General features: G+C 65.3%; 17 protein-coding genes. 12 read left to right on the top strand and 5 right to left on the bottom strand.

Going from position 1 to position 15,417, the window contains the following annotated elements:
- The first annotated feature begins 100 nt into the window (after nucleotides 1-100).
- Both dnaA and MOK15_RS00010 read left to right on the top strand, forming a co-directional pair.
- Nucleotides 101-1,504: a chromosomal replication initiator protein DnaA gene (gene dnaA, locus MOK15_RS00005; protein ID WP_242929696.1), complete on the top strand. Its 1,404-nt coding sequence runs from the start codon at nucleotides 101-103 to the stop codon at nucleotides 1,502-1,504.
- A gap of 42 nt (nucleotides 1,505-1,546) precedes the next feature.
- A complete protein-coding gene (locus MOK15_RS00010) occupies nucleotides 1,547-2,155 on the top strand; it encodes a peptidylprolyl isomerase (protein WP_242929697.1) in 609 nt (202 codons plus the stop codon).
- On the opposite strand, the gene MOK15_RS00015 is transcribed toward MOK15_RS00010, so the two are convergent.
- Nucleotides 2,152-3,384 carry a dicarboxylate/amino acid:cation symporter gene (locus MOK15_RS00015; RefSeq protein ID WP_242929698.1) on the bottom strand — a complete coding sequence of 411 codons (1,233 nt, stop codon included), beginning with the start codon at nucleotides 3,382-3,384 and terminating at the stop codon, nucleotides 2,152-2,154. The genes MOK15_RS00010 and MOK15_RS00015 overlap by 4 nt on opposite strands.
- Nucleotides 3,385-3,486: 102 nt before the next feature.
- Complete coding sequence (locus tag MOK15_RS00020) at nucleotides 3,487-4,692, bottom strand: penicillin-binding protein activator (protein WP_242929699.1); 1,206 nt, start codon at nucleotides 4,690-4,692, stop codon at nucleotides 3,487-3,489.
- Nucleotides 4,693-4,703: 11 nt separating this feature from the next.
- Here MOK15_RS00020 and rsmI point away from each other — a divergent pair, with 11 nt between their 5' ends.
- The 4 genes from rsmI (at nucleotide 4,704) to MOK15_RS00040 (ending at nucleotide 7,630) form a co-directional block, all read left to right on the top strand.
- Nucleotides 4,704-5,546 carry a 16S rRNA (cytidine(1402)-2'-O)-methyltransferase gene (gene rsmI / locus MOK15_RS00025; RefSeq protein ID WP_242929700.1) on the top strand — a complete coding sequence of 281 codons (843 nt, stop codon included), beginning with the start codon at nucleotides 4,704-4,706 and terminating at the stop codon, nucleotides 5,544-5,546.
- Nucleotides 5,543-5,896 carry a YraN family protein gene (locus MOK15_RS00030; protein ID WP_242929701.1) on the top strand — a complete coding sequence of 118 codons (354 nt, stop codon included), beginning with the start codon at nucleotides 5,543-5,545 and terminating at the stop codon, nucleotides 5,894-5,896. Before rsmI ends, MOK15_RS00030 begins: the two co-directional genes overlap by 4 nt.
- Before the next feature lie 44 nt (nucleotides 5,897-5,940).
- Nucleotides 5,941-6,915 carry a glutathione synthase gene (gene gshB, locus MOK15_RS00035; protein WP_242929702.1) on the top strand — a complete coding sequence of 325 codons (975 nt, stop codon included), beginning with the start codon at nucleotides 5,941-5,943 and terminating at the stop codon, nucleotides 6,913-6,915.
- Between the two features lie 115 nt (nucleotides 6,916-7,030).
- A complete protein-coding gene (locus MOK15_RS00040) occupies nucleotides 7,031-7,630 on the top strand; it encodes a DedA family protein (protein WP_242929703.1) in 600 nt (199 codons plus the stop codon).
- Between the two features lies 1 nt (nucleotide 7,631).
- On the opposite strand, the gene MOK15_RS00045 is transcribed toward MOK15_RS00040, so the two are convergent.
- Nucleotides 7,632-8,522 (bottom strand): tyrosine recombinase XerC, encoded by an 891-nt coding sequence (locus MOK15_RS00045; protein WP_242929704.1) that lies wholly within the window; start codon nucleotides 8,520-8,522, stop codon nucleotides 7,632-7,634.
- 203 nt (nucleotides 8,523-8,725) lie between these two features.
- On the opposite strand from MOK15_RS00045, the gene MOK15_RS00050 reads away from it, so the two are divergent.
- Genes MOK15_RS00050 through MOK15_RS00075 form a run of 6 tightly spaced genes read left to right on the top strand, consistent with a single transcriptional unit; the run spans nucleotide 8,726 to nucleotide 13,436 of the window.
- A complete protein-coding gene (locus tag MOK15_RS00050) occupies nucleotides 8,726-9,604 on the top strand; it encodes an MBL fold metallo-hydrolase (RefSeq protein ID WP_242929705.1) in 879 nt (292 codons plus the stop codon).
- Nucleotides 9,589-10,308, top strand: coding sequence for a DUF4230 domain-containing protein (locus MOK15_RS00055; protein ID WP_242929706.1), 720 nt, complete (start codon nucleotides 9,589-9,591; stop codon nucleotides 10,306-10,308). The genes MOK15_RS00050 and MOK15_RS00055 overlap by 16 nt, the downstream gene beginning before the upstream one ends.
- 44 nt (nucleotides 10,309-10,352) lie before the next feature.
- Entirely contained in the window at nucleotides 10,353-11,339 is a 987-nt protein-coding gene (gene nadA / locus MOK15_RS00060) for a quinolinate synthase NadA (protein WP_242929707.1), read from the top strand.
- Nucleotides 11,340-11,348: 9 nt separating this feature from the next.
- Nucleotides 11,349-11,771: a hypothetical protein gene (locus MOK15_RS00065; protein ID WP_242929708.1), complete on the top strand. Its 423-nt coding sequence runs from the start codon at nucleotides 11,349-11,351 to the stop codon at nucleotides 11,769-11,771.
- Complete coding sequence (nadC, locus tag MOK15_RS00070) at nucleotides 11,768-12,616, top strand: carboxylating nicotinate-nucleotide diphosphorylase (protein ID WP_242929709.1); 849 nt, start codon at nucleotides 11,768-11,770, stop codon at nucleotides 12,614-12,616. The genes MOK15_RS00065 and nadC overlap by 4 nt, the downstream gene beginning before the upstream one ends.
- Nucleotides 12,609-13,436 carry a ribonuclease T2 gene (locus tag MOK15_RS00075; protein ID WP_242929710.1) on the top strand — a complete coding sequence of 276 codons (828 nt, stop codon included), beginning with the start codon at nucleotides 12,609-12,611 and terminating at the stop codon, nucleotides 13,434-13,436. The genes nadC and MOK15_RS00075 overlap by 8 nt, the downstream gene beginning before the upstream one ends.
- 15 nt (nucleotides 13,437-13,451) lie before the next feature.
- Here MOK15_RS00075 and MOK15_RS00080 read toward each other — a convergent pair whose 3' ends face one another.
- The gene (locus MOK15_RS00080) at nucleotides 13,452-13,874 is read right to left on the bottom strand and encodes a DUF4112 domain-containing protein (protein WP_242929711.1); all 423 of its coding nucleotides are present in this window, start codon (nucleotides 13,872-13,874) and stop codon (nucleotides 13,452-13,454) included.
- A gap of 19 nt (nucleotides 13,875-13,893) precedes the next feature.
- Entirely contained in the window at nucleotides 13,894-15,390 is a 1,497-nt protein-coding gene (locus MOK15_RS00085) for an ABC transporter substrate-binding protein (protein WP_242929712.1), read from the bottom strand.
- Nucleotides 15,391-15,417 lie beyond the last annotated feature (27 nt).

A 15,417-nucleotide genomic window follows, 5' to 3' on the forward strand; every position in this document is an offset into this window, starting at 1 on the left:
CCGTCATTAGGTCAGATGATGCAAAATGCTCGGGAAGCCCATGCTTTCCCGGTCGATGCTGATTGCGCCTTGTGAACCTGATGTTGGGGATCGATTAATAATGAAGGGCAGGGCTGCGGTGGCTGGATATCAGGCAATGGAAGTACAGGATGTTTCCGGCCTGGAATCCGCCTGGACTGCCATCCGTGCCGGTCTGCGCCGCGATCTGGGCGCGCGCCTGTTCGATCAGTGGCTGAAGCCTGCGCGGCTGGGCGACTATTGTCCGGACTCGCAGACGCTGGACCTGTTCGTTGCGACCGATTTCAGCGCCAATTTTGTGTCCGGTCACTTTGGCGACCGCTTGCGCATGGCATGGCGCAGCGCTGGCGCTGCGGTGCGCGAGGTGCGGGTGCGCCGCGCACCCGACGCCACTGGCCCCCGGCTGCTGGAAGTGGCCAGCGTCGAGTCGGTGGAAGAGGTGGCGCCGTTCGTATCGCCCGTCGCCTCCAATTTTCATCCGCGCCACGGCTTTGCCGACTTCGTGGTGGGCGAGACCAACCGCCTGGCCTATTCGGCCGCACAGGCGATGGCGGGCGAGGCGCAGCCGCGTTTCTCCCCGCTCTTCATCCATGGCGGCACCGGCCAGGGCAAGACGCATCTGCTCCATGCGATCGCCGCCGCCTTTTCCGCCCATTCGCCATCGGAACCGGTACTCTATATGTCGGCCGAGCGTTTCATGATGGAATTTGTGAACGCGATGCGCGCCAATGAGACGATGGCGTTCAAGGCGCGGCTGCGGGCGGCGCGCCTGCTGCTGATCGATGATATCCAGTTCATCGCCGGCAAGGGATCGACGCAGGAGGAGTTTCTCCACACGATCAACGACCTGATCGACACGGGCGCGCGAATCGTCGTGACCGCCGACCGTGCGCCGCAGATGCTTGAATCGATTGATGCCCGCATCCTTTCGCGCCTGGCAGGCGGCCTGGTCGCCGATATCCGGCCGGCCGATCTCGACCTGCGCCTCGCCATCCTCGAATCGAAGCGCGCCGTCGCTGGCGATCCGCCGGTGCCCAATGCGGTGATCGATTTCCTCGCCCGTTCGATTCGTTCCAACGTGCGTGAGTTGGAAGGCGCCTTCAACAAGCTGGTCGCTTATGGCCAGCTCACCGGTCGATCGATCGATCTCGACTTCGCGCAGCAGATGCTGGCCGATGCGGTGCGCGCCAATGCCCGCCGCATCACCGTGGACGAGATTCAAAAGCTCTGCGCCGCCCATTTCAAGATTGACCCGGCCGAGATGCGTTCCAAGCGCCGCGCCCGCGCTGTCGCTCGTCCGCGTCAGGTCGCCATGTATCTCGCCAAGAAAATGACGCCGCGTTCGCTGCCCGAAATCGGCCGCATCTTCGGCGGTCGCGACCACAGCACCGTGATCCATGCGGTGCGCACGATCGAAGCGCTGCGCGAGAGCAATCCCGACATGGATGCCGACGTGCGCGCATTGCTACGCCAACTGGAAGGCTGAAGCGCCACTGGCACAATATGGATGATCGGTTAGGCTGGCGACATGATTCGCCAGCTAGCCCTCATCCTTCTCGCCGCCTTTACCCTGTCCCCCGCGCTTGCGCAGACGGTGCCGGCGGCGTCCAATCCCGCTGACGTGCGGGTCGCGCTGGAAACCGACAAGGGTCGGATCGTCGTCGCCGTGCATATGGACAAGGCGCCGATCACCGCCGCCAATTTCCTGAAATATGTCGACCAGAAACGGCTCGACGGCTCGCTCTTCTACCGGGGTGTCGGTGCGGCCGACTATGGTTTCGTCCAGGGCGGGGCGCAGAATGATCCCAAGCGCATTCTGCCGCCGATCCGGCATGAACCGACGACGCTGACCGGCCTCACCCATGATGATGGAGCGCTGTCGATGGCACGCTATGCGCCGGGTAGCGCGACCGGTGATTTCTTCGTGGTGCTGGGCAAGATGCCCGCTATGGACGCCCATCCCGATGCCGCCGGCGACAATCAGGGCTTTGCCGTCTTCGCCCATGCGGTCGAGGGATTGGACGTGGTGAAGGCGATCCTGGTCGCGCCCAAATCACCGACTGCGGGAGAGGGAGTGATGAAGGGGCAGATGCTGGAGACGCCGGTCAAGATACTGACGGCGCGCCGGGTGCCCTAGGCGCCATCTCCACTGCCCTGATCGATGATGCGTGCGGCCGCCATGTCGGCGGTGACATTGCCCACGGTGCGGAAAATGTCGGGCACCGTTTCCACCGCCAGCAGCAGTGGCAAGGCCTCCACCGGCACACCCATGGCCAGGCAGATGGGACCGGTGGTGGTGAAGAAGGTGATCTGGCCAGGCAGGCCGACCGCCGCCAGATTGACGATCGCGGCCACTACTACGCCCATGACGAGTTGCGTCGGGCCGATCGTCACGCCGTTCATCGCCGCCACATAGAGGGCGACGCCCAGATTGGCCGCCGGGCTGGTGATGCGGAACAATGATATGGCCAACGGCAACACGATGCTGCGGGTGGTTTCCCGCACCGCCAGCGGGCCGTCGCTGGCCTGGATCATGGCCGGCAACGACGCGATCGAGCTTTGGGTGGAAAAGGCGATGGCCTGGACCGGGAAGGCAGCGCGGGCGAAACGGCCGGGCGCGATCCGCCCGAGGATGACGACGATCGGATAGACCAGCAGCGTCACCAGCAGGCAGAGGAGGACGATGAAACCGATATAGTGGAGCAGCGCCCCTGCGGTCGCGAGGCCCGATCGTGCGCCCGCCACCAGCGCCAGCGCGAAGACGCCGATCGGTGCCAGCCACAGCACCCAGTTCACCATTACCAGCAGTGCGTCGGCCAGCCCCTGGAACAGGTCGGTGATCTGCGCGCGGCGGGCTTCGGCGATGCGCGTCACCGCGAAGCCGAAGATCAACGCGAACAGCACCACCGCCACGACCTGCCCATCGGCGGCGGATTTGAACGGATTAACCGGGATGAAGCCGAGCAGCCATTCGGCCGATGGCCGCACGTCAGGCACTTCCGCGACATGGCTGGCGCCCGTCACCGCGCCGATAGCGCCGGCCGGTACGGGCCAGAGATGCAGCATCAGCGGCCCCGCCAGCGCGGTGACAGCCGCTGATCCCAGCAGCAGCGCCGCGAACAGGCCGATGGTCCGGCCCGCCATCCCATTGCTGCGCGCGGTGGTCGCCGCCTGGGCGATGCCGGTGACGAGCAGCGTGAAGATGAGCGGGATGAGCGGCATTTGCAGCCCGTTGAGCCATGCCTTGCCGATGGGCTGGGAGGCCGCCACGATGTCCGTTCCCCAGCCGCCGCCCCATTCAGCAAGCGCGATGCCGCAGGCCAGCCCGGCGACAAGGGCGATCAGGATGCGGACGGTCAAGGACATGGACGGCTTTCCCCTTTCTTGGTCCGCTTCGCTCCGGCGAAACGGACCATGTCAGTCTATGCCGCTATGCCCTTTAGAGGACAGGAAAAACTTCTGCCTCTTTCACTCCCCGAAGCCGCGCGGGGCCGCATCGATCACGGTGAAGGCGCCTGCGCCCACTTCCGACACTTCCAGCGCCCGCTCAGCGACGCCGGTGCGGTTGAAGCGGAACGCGCCGTCGATGCCGGAAAAGCCGCCCGCATCGCGCAGGCGCGCATTGGGGAAGGCGGTGCCCGGCTTCCAGTCCTGCGCAATCCGTACCGTCAGCAGCACCGCATCATAGCCCAGCGAGGACAGGCGGAAGGGCGCGCTGCCGTAGCGGGCGCGATATTTGGTCGCGAGCTGGCGATAAAGGGCGTCGGACACGCTGGCGAACCAGGCGCCGCGCAGCACCGGGCTGGAGGCGAGCGAGGCGTCGGTGTTCCACAGCTCCGTACCCAGCAGCCGCGCGGTCGCGCCGCCATTCTTGCGCACGATCGGCGCGACCTGCAACGCCACCCGGCCGCTGTCGGCGATCAGCAGCGCATCATAGCTAGAGGATGCCTGCAATTTCTTGACCGCTGCGGTGATCGACGCGGGCGACCGGTCGAAGGTCTGCATCGACACCACCGTGCCGCCCGCCTGTTCGACCGCGCGCAACAGCGCGTTGCCCGCACGCTCGCCATAGGTGCCGCGCGGCACCAATGCGCCGAAATTGCTCAGCCCCTTTTCGCGGGCGAAGCCGACGACCCGCTCGATCGACTGGTTGGGATTATAACCCATGATGTAGACGCCGTTGCCGGCGGCGCTGGCGTCGTTGGAAAAACTGATGACCGGCACATTGGCCCGCGCTGCGATCGGCCCGATGATGCGGGCGTCCTCCGCCAACAACGGCCCCAGGATCAGGCGGTTGCCCTCCGCCAGCGCCTTGTTGACCGCCGCCGCCGCGCCCAGCGCGGTGTCATAGGTGGTGATGCGCACCCTGTCGGTCTTGGTATCGAGCAGCGCCAGCGTGGTCGCGTTGGCGATCGACTGGCCGACACCGGCATTGGGGCCGCTCATCGGCACCAGCAGTGCGACGCGATGCCGCGCGGTGTCGGTGGGCAGGCCTTGCGTCACTTCCGGCCCAGTCGGTTGGGTGGGGCCGGTGGGGGTGGTCGGTGCCGGCCCCTTGGGCACGATCGACTGACAGGCGGCGAGGAACAGGGCCGCCCCCATGAAGGCGATCCGCGCGCCCCGTTTCACGGCTGCGAATACATCTGCTTGCCGTGGGGCATCCGTCTCTGTCATCTGGCGTCCTTATGGAAACTCGAAATTCAGGGCTTGAGCCAGGGCTTTACATCGTTGCAGGGCCGATCGGCAACCTCGGAGACCTTACGCCGCGCGGCGCCGAAGTCTTGCGGCTGGCCGATGTGATCGCCGTGGAAGATACACGGGTGAGCGCACGGCTGCTACGCCATGCCGGATCGGACCGGCCGATGGTCCCCTATCACGACCATAGTGCAGAGGCCGTGCGGCAACGGCTGATCGATCGGATGGCGAGCGAATCGGTCGCGCTCCTGTCGGATGCGGGAACGCCGCTCATCTCCGATCCGGGCTATAAGCTGGTGCGCGACGCGCGTGCGGCGGGGCGCAAGATCACGACCCTGCCCGGTCCCAGCGCGGCGATCGCGGCGCTGACATTATCGGGCCTGCCGACCGATCGCTTCCTCTTCATGGGCTTCCTGCCCAGCAAGGCGAAGGCGCGGGGCGACGCGCTGGACGAGGTGGCGACGCTGCGCGCGACTTTGGTCTTCTACGAAAGCGGCCCGCGCCTGTCGGAAAGCCTGTCCGCCATGGCCGCGCATCTGGGCGATCGCGAAGCAGCGGTCAGCCGCGAGATCAGCAAGACGTTCGAGGAAACGGCGACGGGTACGCTCACCGAGCTTTCCGCCCGCTATGCCGATGCCCCGCCCAGGGGCGAGATCGTCGTGATCGTCGGCCCGCCCGGCGAAGCCCCGCCGCCCAGCGACGAGGATGCCGACGCGGCCTTGCTGGAGGCGCTGACCCGCCTGCCCGTGTCCAAGGCAGCGGGCGAGGTGGCCAAGAAACTGGGCCTCGACCGGCGTGCGCTCTACGACCGGGCGATGGAATTGAAGGGGTGAAAAAGCAGGCGGCGGAACAGCGCGGGCGTCAGGCGGAACGCATCGCCGGTTGGTGGTTGCGCCTGAAGGGCTGGCAGATTGTCGGCCGCCGCCTGCGCACTCCGGCGGGAGAGGTCGATCTGGTCGCGCGCCGGGGCAGGATGCTTGCCTTCGTCGAGGTGAAGGCACGTGGTTCTGCGGCGGAACTGGACCTTGCGATCGACGCCCGGCGGTTGGCGCGGGTGGCGGCGGCTGCGGAAATCCTGCGGCACGACCTGGCCAAGCCGGGGGACGACATGCGAATCGACGTCATCCTCCTTGCACCCGGCCGCGCGCCGCGCCATCTGGCCAATGTCTGGCATGGGGGGTGAACATTGGCTCTGCCCACGCTTCGTCACTTTATGAGGTGCGCTGAATGACCATACTCAACCCCCTGACTGTCGCCGTGCAGATGGACCCGATGGAGGGCATCAAGATCGCGGGCGATTCGACCTTCCACATCATGCTGGCGGCGCAGGCGCGGGGGCATCGCCTCTATCATTATCTGGCGCCCGACCTCACCTACCGCGATGGGCGGGTGCTGGCCAAGGCGCACCCGGTGAAGGTGCAGAAGGTGGATGGCGACCATTTCGCGTTCGGCGCGCCGGAAATGCTGGACCTGGGCCGCGATGTCGATGTCGTGCTGATGCGGCAGGACCCGCCCTTTGACCTGAGCTACATCACCGCTACCCATTTGCTGGAGCGGGTGCAGGCAGAAACCCTGGTGGTGAATGATCCCGCCAGCGTCCGTAACGCGCCGGAAAAGTTGTTCGTGCTCGACTATGCGCGCTTCATGCCGCCGACGATGATCACCCGCGACCTTGCCGAGGTGAAGAGTTTCCTCGCCCAGCATGGCGAGATCGTGGTGAAGCCGCTCTACGGCAATGCCGGGACGGCGGTGTTCCATGTCGATGCGAGGGGATCGAATCTCTCCGCGCTGGTGGAAATCTTCAAGGCGTCATGGGTTGAACCCTTCATGGTCCAGGCCTTCGTCCCCGGCGTCGCGAAGGGCGACAAGCGCATCGTGCTGGTCGACGGGGAAGTCGCGGGCGCGGTCAATCGTATTCCCGGCGCGGGCGAGATCCGCTCAAACCTTGCGGTCGGCGGATCGGCGGCCAAGACCGAACTGACGGAGAAGGAGCGCGAAATCTGCGCGGCGATGGGACCGGAACTCAAGCGCCGGGGCCTGTTGTTCGTCGGCATCGACGTGATCGGCGGCGAGTGGCTGACCGAGATCAACGTCACCTCGCCCACGGGTATCGTCTCGATCGACGCCTTCGACGGCACCGACACCGGCGGCATGATCTGGGACTCGATCGACGCGCGCCTAGCGGCGCGGGCTGCGGCCTGATCCTTATGCTTTACCTTCGTCATGCCAGCGAAGGCTGGCATCTCCCTTCTACTTTCCACCCTTGCCATAAGAAGAGAGATGCCAGCCTTCGCTGGCATGACGGAGCAGTAGCTGAATGACCGACTGGGTTCTCCGCCTGATCGACGCGGGTGGCTATTGGGGCATCTTCTTCCTGATGGTGCTGGAAAATATCTTCCCGCCGATTCCGTCCGAACTCATCATGGGGATTGGCGGCATCCGGGTCGGGCAGGGGCGGATGGATATGGGCTGGCTGCTGCTGGCGGGCACTATCGGCACGACCATCGGCAATTATTTCTGGTATCTGGTCGGTCATATTCTGGGCTTTGCGCGGTTGAAGCCGCTGGTGGACCGCTATGGCCGCTGGGCGACGCTGGAGTGGCGCGATGTCGAGGCGCTGGACCGGCTGTTCGAAAAATATGGCCGGATCGTCGTCTTCGTCTTTCGGTTCATGCCCGCCTTCCGCACGATGATCTCGCTACCCGCTGGCCTGTTTCGCATGGGCCATATCCGCTTCCTGCTCTGGACGGCGGGCGGGGCGCTGATCTGGAATATGATCCTGGCCTATGCCGGCTATGTGCTGGGGCAGAATTTCAGCAACATCGACGCCTATGTCGGCCCCGCCGCCACTATCTGCGTGGTCGGCGCGGTGATCCTCTATCTCTGGCGGTTGGCGACCTGGCGGCCGAGAGGGTGAGTCAGGCGCGCGGATGGGCGTTGCGATAGATGTCCAGCAGATGTGCGGCATCGACCTGGGTATAGATTTGCGTCGAGGACAGGCTGGCATGGCCCAGCAATTCCTGGAGCGAGCGCAGGTCCGCACCCCGGCCCAGCAGATGGGTCGCGAAACTGTGGCGCAGCGCATGTGGTGTGGTCCGTTCCGACAGGCCCAGCCGTCCGCGTGCGCCCTGCACCGCGCGGCGGATGAGCGCGGGGGAAAGCGCCCCGCCCCGCGCGCCCCGGAACAGCGGCTGGTCGCGCGCCATGGGGTGAGGGCAGGCCTCAATATAGGCTTCGATTGCCTGCCGTACCTGCGGCAATAGCGGGACGATGCGGGTCTTGCCCCGCTTGCCGGTAACGCGCAGCGTTTCGGCCAGCGGCAGGATGTCGCCGTTCAGGCCCATCGCCTCGCTGATGCGCAGCCCCGCGCCATAGAGCAGCAGCAGCACCGCCCAGTCGCGCGCGCCGATCCAGCCTTCCCGCGCAGTTTCGGCGATGTCCTGTGCCAGCGCGACCGCTTCGTCAGGGGATATGGGACGGGGCAGGCCGCGCTTGACCCGTGGCCCCTTGAGTTGCGGCACACGGGCTTCCTCACCGCCGACGAACTTCAGAAAGCCGCGCACGGCCGACAATTCGCGCGCCGCCGACAGGTTGCCGATTCCGTCCATCCGCCGGCTGGTGAGGAAAGCGCGCAGGTCCGCCTGATCGAGGCTGGCGAGCGTCGCGGCCGTGACCGCTTCGCCGCGATGCTCCTCCAGAAAGGCGATCAGCCGCTCGGCCGTCGCCACATAGGCTCGCACCGTATGCACCGATCGTCGCCGGTCGAGGGCAAGATGCTGGCGCCAGCGTTCGGGAAGGAGAAGGCTCATGTTGGAAAGACCGGGCTTAACTTCGCACATTGCCCGCTGATTTCGACACTTATGTTCAAATGTTGGAAATTAAGTTGCGATGCACATGTCGTTCGGCGGGATGATGCGGCGGCCATGGCTCCAGCCTATCAGAGCCGCCGCGAATAGGACAGTTCGTCAGCCGCCGCCCTTGTAATCCGTCCCGAAATAGGCACATGGGAAGCATGGCTACCCCGTTCGATCCGGCCGATCTGCCGACCGGAATCCTGATGCCGCTCAGCCCCCTGGTGGCTCGCGTGCTGGCGCCCAATCCGTCGCCCTTCACCTACACAGGCACGCAGACCTATGTGGTGGGCGGTGATGCGGTCGCCGTCATCGATCCCGGCCCGGACGATCCGGCGCATCTGGCCGCGCTGACCGCCGCGATCGGCGGGCGGCCGGTGGTGGCGATAATGTGCACCCATACCCATCGCGACCACAGCCCGGCTGCGCGGCCGCTGAGCGAGAGGACCGGCGCGCTGGTCATCGGCTGCGCGCCGCTGACGCTGGACGATGACGGCCCGCGCGCCGACGCCGCGTTCGACGCCGATTATCGCCCCGACCGCGTGCTGACCGATGGCGAGCGGGTGACTGGGACGGGCTGGACGCTGGAGGCGGTGGCGACGCCGGGTCATACCTCCAACCATCTCTGTTTCGCCCTGTTGGAGGAAAAGGCGCTGTTCACCGGCGATCATGTGATGGGCTGGTCCACCAGCGTCATTTCCCCGCCCGACGGCGACATGAGCGCCTATATGCGGTCGATGCAGTTGCTGCTCGACCGGCCTGACATCGTCTATTACCCGGCGCATGGCGAGCCGGTGGAAAATCCGCAGCGGCTGGTGCGCGGCATGATGGGGCATCGCAAGCAGCGCGAGGGGCAGATATTGCGCTTCCTCGAACGCCATGGCGACAGCGCTATCCCCGACATGGTGGCGGAGATGTACAAGGGCGTCGACCCGCGCCTCTATGGCGCTGCAGGGCGATCGGTGCTGGCGCATCTGATCGATCTGGATGGCCGGGGCCTTGCCGTACCGACCGAGGACGGGCGATGGCAGATGCGTTGAGGCGCCACGCCGGGCCGATCGCGCTGGCGCTGCTGGTCCTGGGCGTCGGCGCGGCGATGCTGGTCGGCTGGCAGCGCTATAATCGCGACTATATCGTCTCCATGGAGGATGACGGATCGGCGGTGACGAAGATCATCGCGGAGAAGATTTCCGGCGCCAGCGCCCTGCGCGTCTCGCAACTCAACGGCACGATCCAGAGCACGGCGCAGGATGTGCGCGGTTTCGGCTGGCTCAAGTCCGACCAGGTGGTGAAGATGCCCTATTCGGTCGATTATTTCGTCGATCTCAGCGGCCTGACCGCCGCCGACCTGGAATGGAACGCGCAGACCCGCACCCTGATCGTCAACGCGCCCGACGTGAGGCCGGGCAAGCCCAATGTCGATGAAAGCCGCCGCACGCTGGTGCGCACCAATGGCGTTTTCGTCACGCGCGAAGCGGGCGAGGAACTGAGCCGCCGCACATCGGCCCATGCGCAGGCCCGCGCGGAAGCCTCCGCCCGGTCGCCCGAGCGCATGGCGCAGGCGCGCGACTATGGCCGCGCGGCCCTGGGCAAGTTGATGGCGGCGCCGCTGGGCGCGATGGGCTATGGTGACGCGCGGGTGCTCGTTACCTTCCCGCCGGAGCGCAAGGACGATCATCGCGAGCGATGGGACGTCACCACGCCGATCAACGAGGTACTGGCCAACAAGTCACAGCAGCGCTAGGGCGCGCGCAAAGGGCCAGCAATGGGACCGAGGAGTTACAGGGTATGAACGCTTTCACAGGCATTCCGCAGGGCACGGACCTGCGCGCGGAAATCGACCGGCTGCGCAAGGAACGCAACGCCGTCATCCTCGGCCATTATTACCAGTCGCCGGAAATCCAGGATCTGTCGGACTTTGTCGGCGATTCGCTTGAACTGTCGCGCAAGGCGGCGGAGACGGACGCGGACGTCATCGCTTTTTGCGGTGTGCGCTTCATGGCGGAAACGGCCAAGATATTGTCGCCGGAAAAGATCGTCGTGCTGCCCGACATGGATGCGGGCTGCTCGCTCGAAGATTCCTGCCCGCCCGCGCAGTTCAAGGCGTTTCGCGAGGCGCATCCCGATCATATCGCGCTCAGCTACATCAATTGTTCGGCCGAGGTGAAGGCGCTGAGCGATATCATCGTCACCAGTTCGTCGGCGGAAAAGATACTGGCGCAGATTCCCAAGGAACAGAAGATCATCTTCGGTCCCGACAAGCATCTGGGCGGCTATCTGAAGCGCAAGCTGGGCCGCGACATGCTGCTCTGGCCGGGCGTGTGCATCGTGCATGAGGCGTTCAGCGAAACCGAATTGCTCAAGCTCAAGGCGCAGCACCCGGATGCGCCGATCGCCGCGCATCCGGAATGTCCGCCCTATATCGTCGACCATGCCGATTATGTCGGGTCGACCAGCGGTATCCTCACCTTCGCCAAGACGATGCCCGGCGACACGCTGATCGTCGCGACCGAACCGCATATCATCCACCAGATGGAAAAGGCGGTGCCGGACAAGCATTTCATCGGTGCGCCCGGCGCGGACGGCAACTGCAACTGCAACATCTGCCCCTATATGGCGCTCAACACGATGGAAAAGCTGTACCTTTCGCTGCGCGACCTGCAGCCGCGCATCGAAATGGACGAAAGCCTGCGCCTCGCCGCCAAGAAGAGCCTCGACCGGATGCTGGAGATGGCGAGCAGCACCGTGGGGCAAGGGGATGTGGGCGCGCGCTGAGGAGTCCTCATGATAGAATTAAGCCAATTTATTGAATCGGTCCTTTTTGATATTTCAATGGGGGTCGCGAAGGCGAAAGTGCGAGCTGGCGACCTTGCGGCCATTGCTCCTCCTCTCATTGATGGAAAGCCTGTTAGCGAGGTAACCCATGTAGAGTTTGACATAGGAGTAAAAACGTCTTCAACGGATTCAAGTTCATCTGGAGCGGCCGGCAAAATTGGTGTTCGGGCGCGGATATTCGTCACGGATGCTTCGGCTGAACTTGGCGGGAATAAAGGTAAGAATGTTGAGAACAGGCATGAACATAATCATCGTGTTTTGTTCAAGGTTCCCCTGCATCTGACCGCAAATTATCGCAATAGCCCTAATTTAGAGGTTGATGCAGCAGTCATCGCGAAAGTTGAACAACGAGAGGCGTTGTTAGGGTCATGACCTTCTCGCTTCCCGGTTTCGACCTCGACGCCTTCGTTGCGTCTACGCTGGCCGAGGATCTTGGCCCGGACGGGCGCGATGTCACCAGCGAAGCGGTGATCCCCGCTGATGCGATCTTCGAGGGGGTGATGGACAGCCGCGACGCAGTGACGCTGGCGGGGCTGCCGATCGCCATCGCCTTCTTCCGCGCGCTCGACCCGGAGGTGGAGGTGGAGCAGCTCAGGCAGGATGGCGACCGCATACCGGCTGGGACCGACATATTGCGTATCCGTGGGCGCGCCCGTGCGATGCTGACGGCGGAGCGGTCGGCGCTCAATACCGTCCAGCACCTGACCGGCATCGCGACGATGACGCGCGCCTATGTCGATGCGATCCTGGGCACCGGCGCGACCCTGCTCGACACGCGCAAGACCATTCCGGGCCTGCGTGTGCTGGAGAAATATGCGACTCGCATGGGCGGGGCGACCAATCACCGGATGGGCCTGTGGGACGCGGCGATGATCAAGGACAATCATGTCGCCGTCGCCGGATCGGTCGAGGAAGCGGTACGCCGCGCCGTGGCGGCCGGCACAGAGCGGATCATCGTGGAGGTCGACCGGATCGACCAGATCGAACCCGCGCTGGCCGCCGGCGCCACGCATCTGCTGCTCGACAATATGGACGCGCCCACGCTGCGGGGCGCCGTAACCCTGGTCGGTGGCCGGGTGCCGACCGAAGCGTCGGGCGGGGTGACGCTTGACACTATCCGGGCCAGGGCGGACACCGGCGTCACCTACATCAGCGTCGGTCGCCTGACGCAATCCGCGCCCGCCGCCGATATCGGACTGGATTTCGCCTATGCTTAAGCCGCTGATCGCCTCCGCTTTCGCTCTCATGCTGATCGCCGCGCCGGGTGTGGCTCTCGCCCAGTCGGCGCAATGCCGGCTGCCTGCGCAGATCGAACGGCCCAAGATCGAAGGGCCGACCGCGAAGGAGCCAAAGCGTGTCCTGCCGATCGGCAGCTATACGCTGGCGATTAGTTGGTCGCCGCAATATTGCTCGACCGGGCCGGAGCAGGCCAGCCTGCAATGTAGCGGCCGCAGCGGCAAGTTCGGCTTCACCCTGCATGGCCTGTGGCCCGACGGCTATGGCAAGGAATGGCCGCAATATTGCCGCGCCGCCGATCTGGTCCCGCGCGAGGTGATTAGGCAAAATCTCTGTAACACGCCCTCGGTCCAGCTCATCCAGCATGAATGGTCGAAGCATGGCACCTGCATGGCGACCAAGCCGGAGCTGTATTTCAACCTGTCTCGCGCTTTCTATCAGTCGCTTCGCTATCCCGACATGGCGGCGCTGGCGCGGCGCAAGACGCTGACCGTCGGCCAGTTCGCGGACGCCTTCGCCCGCGCCAACAAGGGGTTGAAGGCGGAGATGATGCGCGTCACCACCACACGCGGCAACTGGCTGAGCGAAGTGTGGCTGTGCATGGACCGGGCGCTGGAATTCACCCGCTGTCCGGGGCATCAGGGCGGAGCGCCGGATAGCGCTTATCTGCGAATCAAGCCGGGGCCGAACATTCCCAACCCGCGCCGGTCTCCCGCTGCGCCCGTGCCGGTACGCCAGCCGGGTCTGCTGCTGGACCTCGATCCTAACGCCCAGCCGCTGACTGGAAGCGGCAACCCATAATCAGCCCAACCCATATCAGCCGTCGATCGTCACCGTCGAGGGATGGTGGCGGTCGAGATGCTTGCGGATGATACGCAGATTCTTGGTGTTCGACTTGTAGAGAAAGTCGAAAATATCCCCCGCGAAGGGAATGGCGCCGATGATCGTATCGACGCCGACATTGGCCGCCATGCGGGTGAGCTGCCATTTCGACATGCCCAGATTCCGGGCTTCCCATACGATCCATGCGCCCATGGCGGCGGTGGCAATGTCGCCGACCACCGGGATCAGCCCGACCAGGCCGTCCAGGCCGACCCGGCGATTGGTGCCGGGAATGACGAACAGCCCCTCCAGAACCGCCTCCATCGCCTCGACCCGGCGACGGATCGAAGCGGGATCGCGGCCGAAGCCGGGCATGTCCCGCATGATGCGGTCGAACTGATCCTGCGAAAGCGCCATGTGCCTGTCTCCTTGTCCCTTAATTGGGGCGGCGGAAGAGATGGTTCAATGGGTGCCGCGCGCGCGGCGAGGGCGTGAATCCGGTCAATCGCTTCGATGCCAGCGACCAACGCACCGGCGCCCCCAGGGCGATATAGCCATTATATCCCTGTACCAGCGCTTCGGCCTGGGCGATGCGGGCAGCCCGCTCATCGGCGCTGCTGGCCAGGCTCGCGGCCTGTAGCTGCGCGTCGGCGGCGGCGCTGCAACGGATTTTCCGGGCGCATCCGACCCGGCCCAGATACCAGAACGCGCTGTCATAGGGGGCGACCTCATCGACCAGGCGCAGGTCCGCTTCGTCGCGCATATCGACGCGGCGCGTATCGAGGCCGACGGCGGCCAGGTTGCGTCGCACCATGCCGAAGAGCAGGGTCGCACCGGGGCCGGCGGGCAACGCGATGCGCAATATCGGTGGCGCGCCATTCTCCGCCCGCCAGTGGGCGATGGTGGCGCCGGCCTGCGTGCGTCGGTCCTCCATCGACAGATTGGCCCAGGCAGGCGGCGTGGGCGCGCGGCCCAGGTCGATCTGCGACGGGACGATCTGCTCAGTCGTCGCCCATCCGCCCAGGGGGAAGATGGCGGGCAACTGGCTACGGTCAATCGCCATGTTGATGGCAGCGCGCGCATCGGCGTCATCCAGCAGTTTGCCGTCGCCCACCACCGCCAGGCCGAACAGACCCTGTACCGGATCGACCCGCACGGCATCGCGGTCGATCCCGGCCGGCACGAGCAGGGGCAGGTCGGTGAACCGTCCACCCAGAATCAGCGCAGCCTGGCCTCCGCGGAAACGAATGATGGCGAGCGCCGCCCGTTCGCTGCGCAGCACCCGAAGCTGGGATCGCGGGACCGGGCCTTCCGCTGATTCGTCATCGCCGCTCAACCGGTCGATCGGCGTCAGCAACAGCGTCTTGCCCTGTTGCGCGCGTCGATAAGGGCCAGTCCCGCCTTCTCGCGAGAGCAGGCCCATTTGCGGCTGGGCCAGCATCTGGAGCACGAAGGGCCGGGCTGCACCCAGGCGAATCTCGATCACCTCGCCAGTCATCGGCACCACCGTCTGCACCGCGTCGAGTGGCCCATCGGGGTCGAGACGCCGGAGCGAGACGATGCGCGCCATCAATATGCGGGCGACATCGGGCGCGGTGACGCGCGTTCCATCCGCCCAAAAGGCGCGACGCAGGCGAAAGATATAGCTGCGCCCTTCATCCTCGACGATCCAGCGCTGGGCCAGGGCAGGCACGATGTCGCCGCCCGCGTCGAAGGCGACCAGTCCCTGCGCGGTGCTTTCCAGCATCAGCTTGGCGGCGGGGTTGGGGAGATTCTGTAGCGGCTTCGCGAAATCGTCATGGCTGCCCACTACGCTGACGACCACTGGCCCGCTGCCTTCGCCAGAGCAGCCGGCCAGCGAAACGCCGAGTGCGATGCTGCCCAGCAACAGGCCGCGTCGGCAAGAGCGGAAAAAGAGGGGCAGGGGATCCATGTCGGCCACAGGAGTAACCCGTCATCG

The sequence above is a fragment of the Sphingobium sp. BYY-5 genome (assembly GCF_022758885.1).
Lineage (GTDB): Bacteria > Pseudomonadota > Alphaproteobacteria > Sphingomonadales > Sphingomonadaceae > Sphingobium.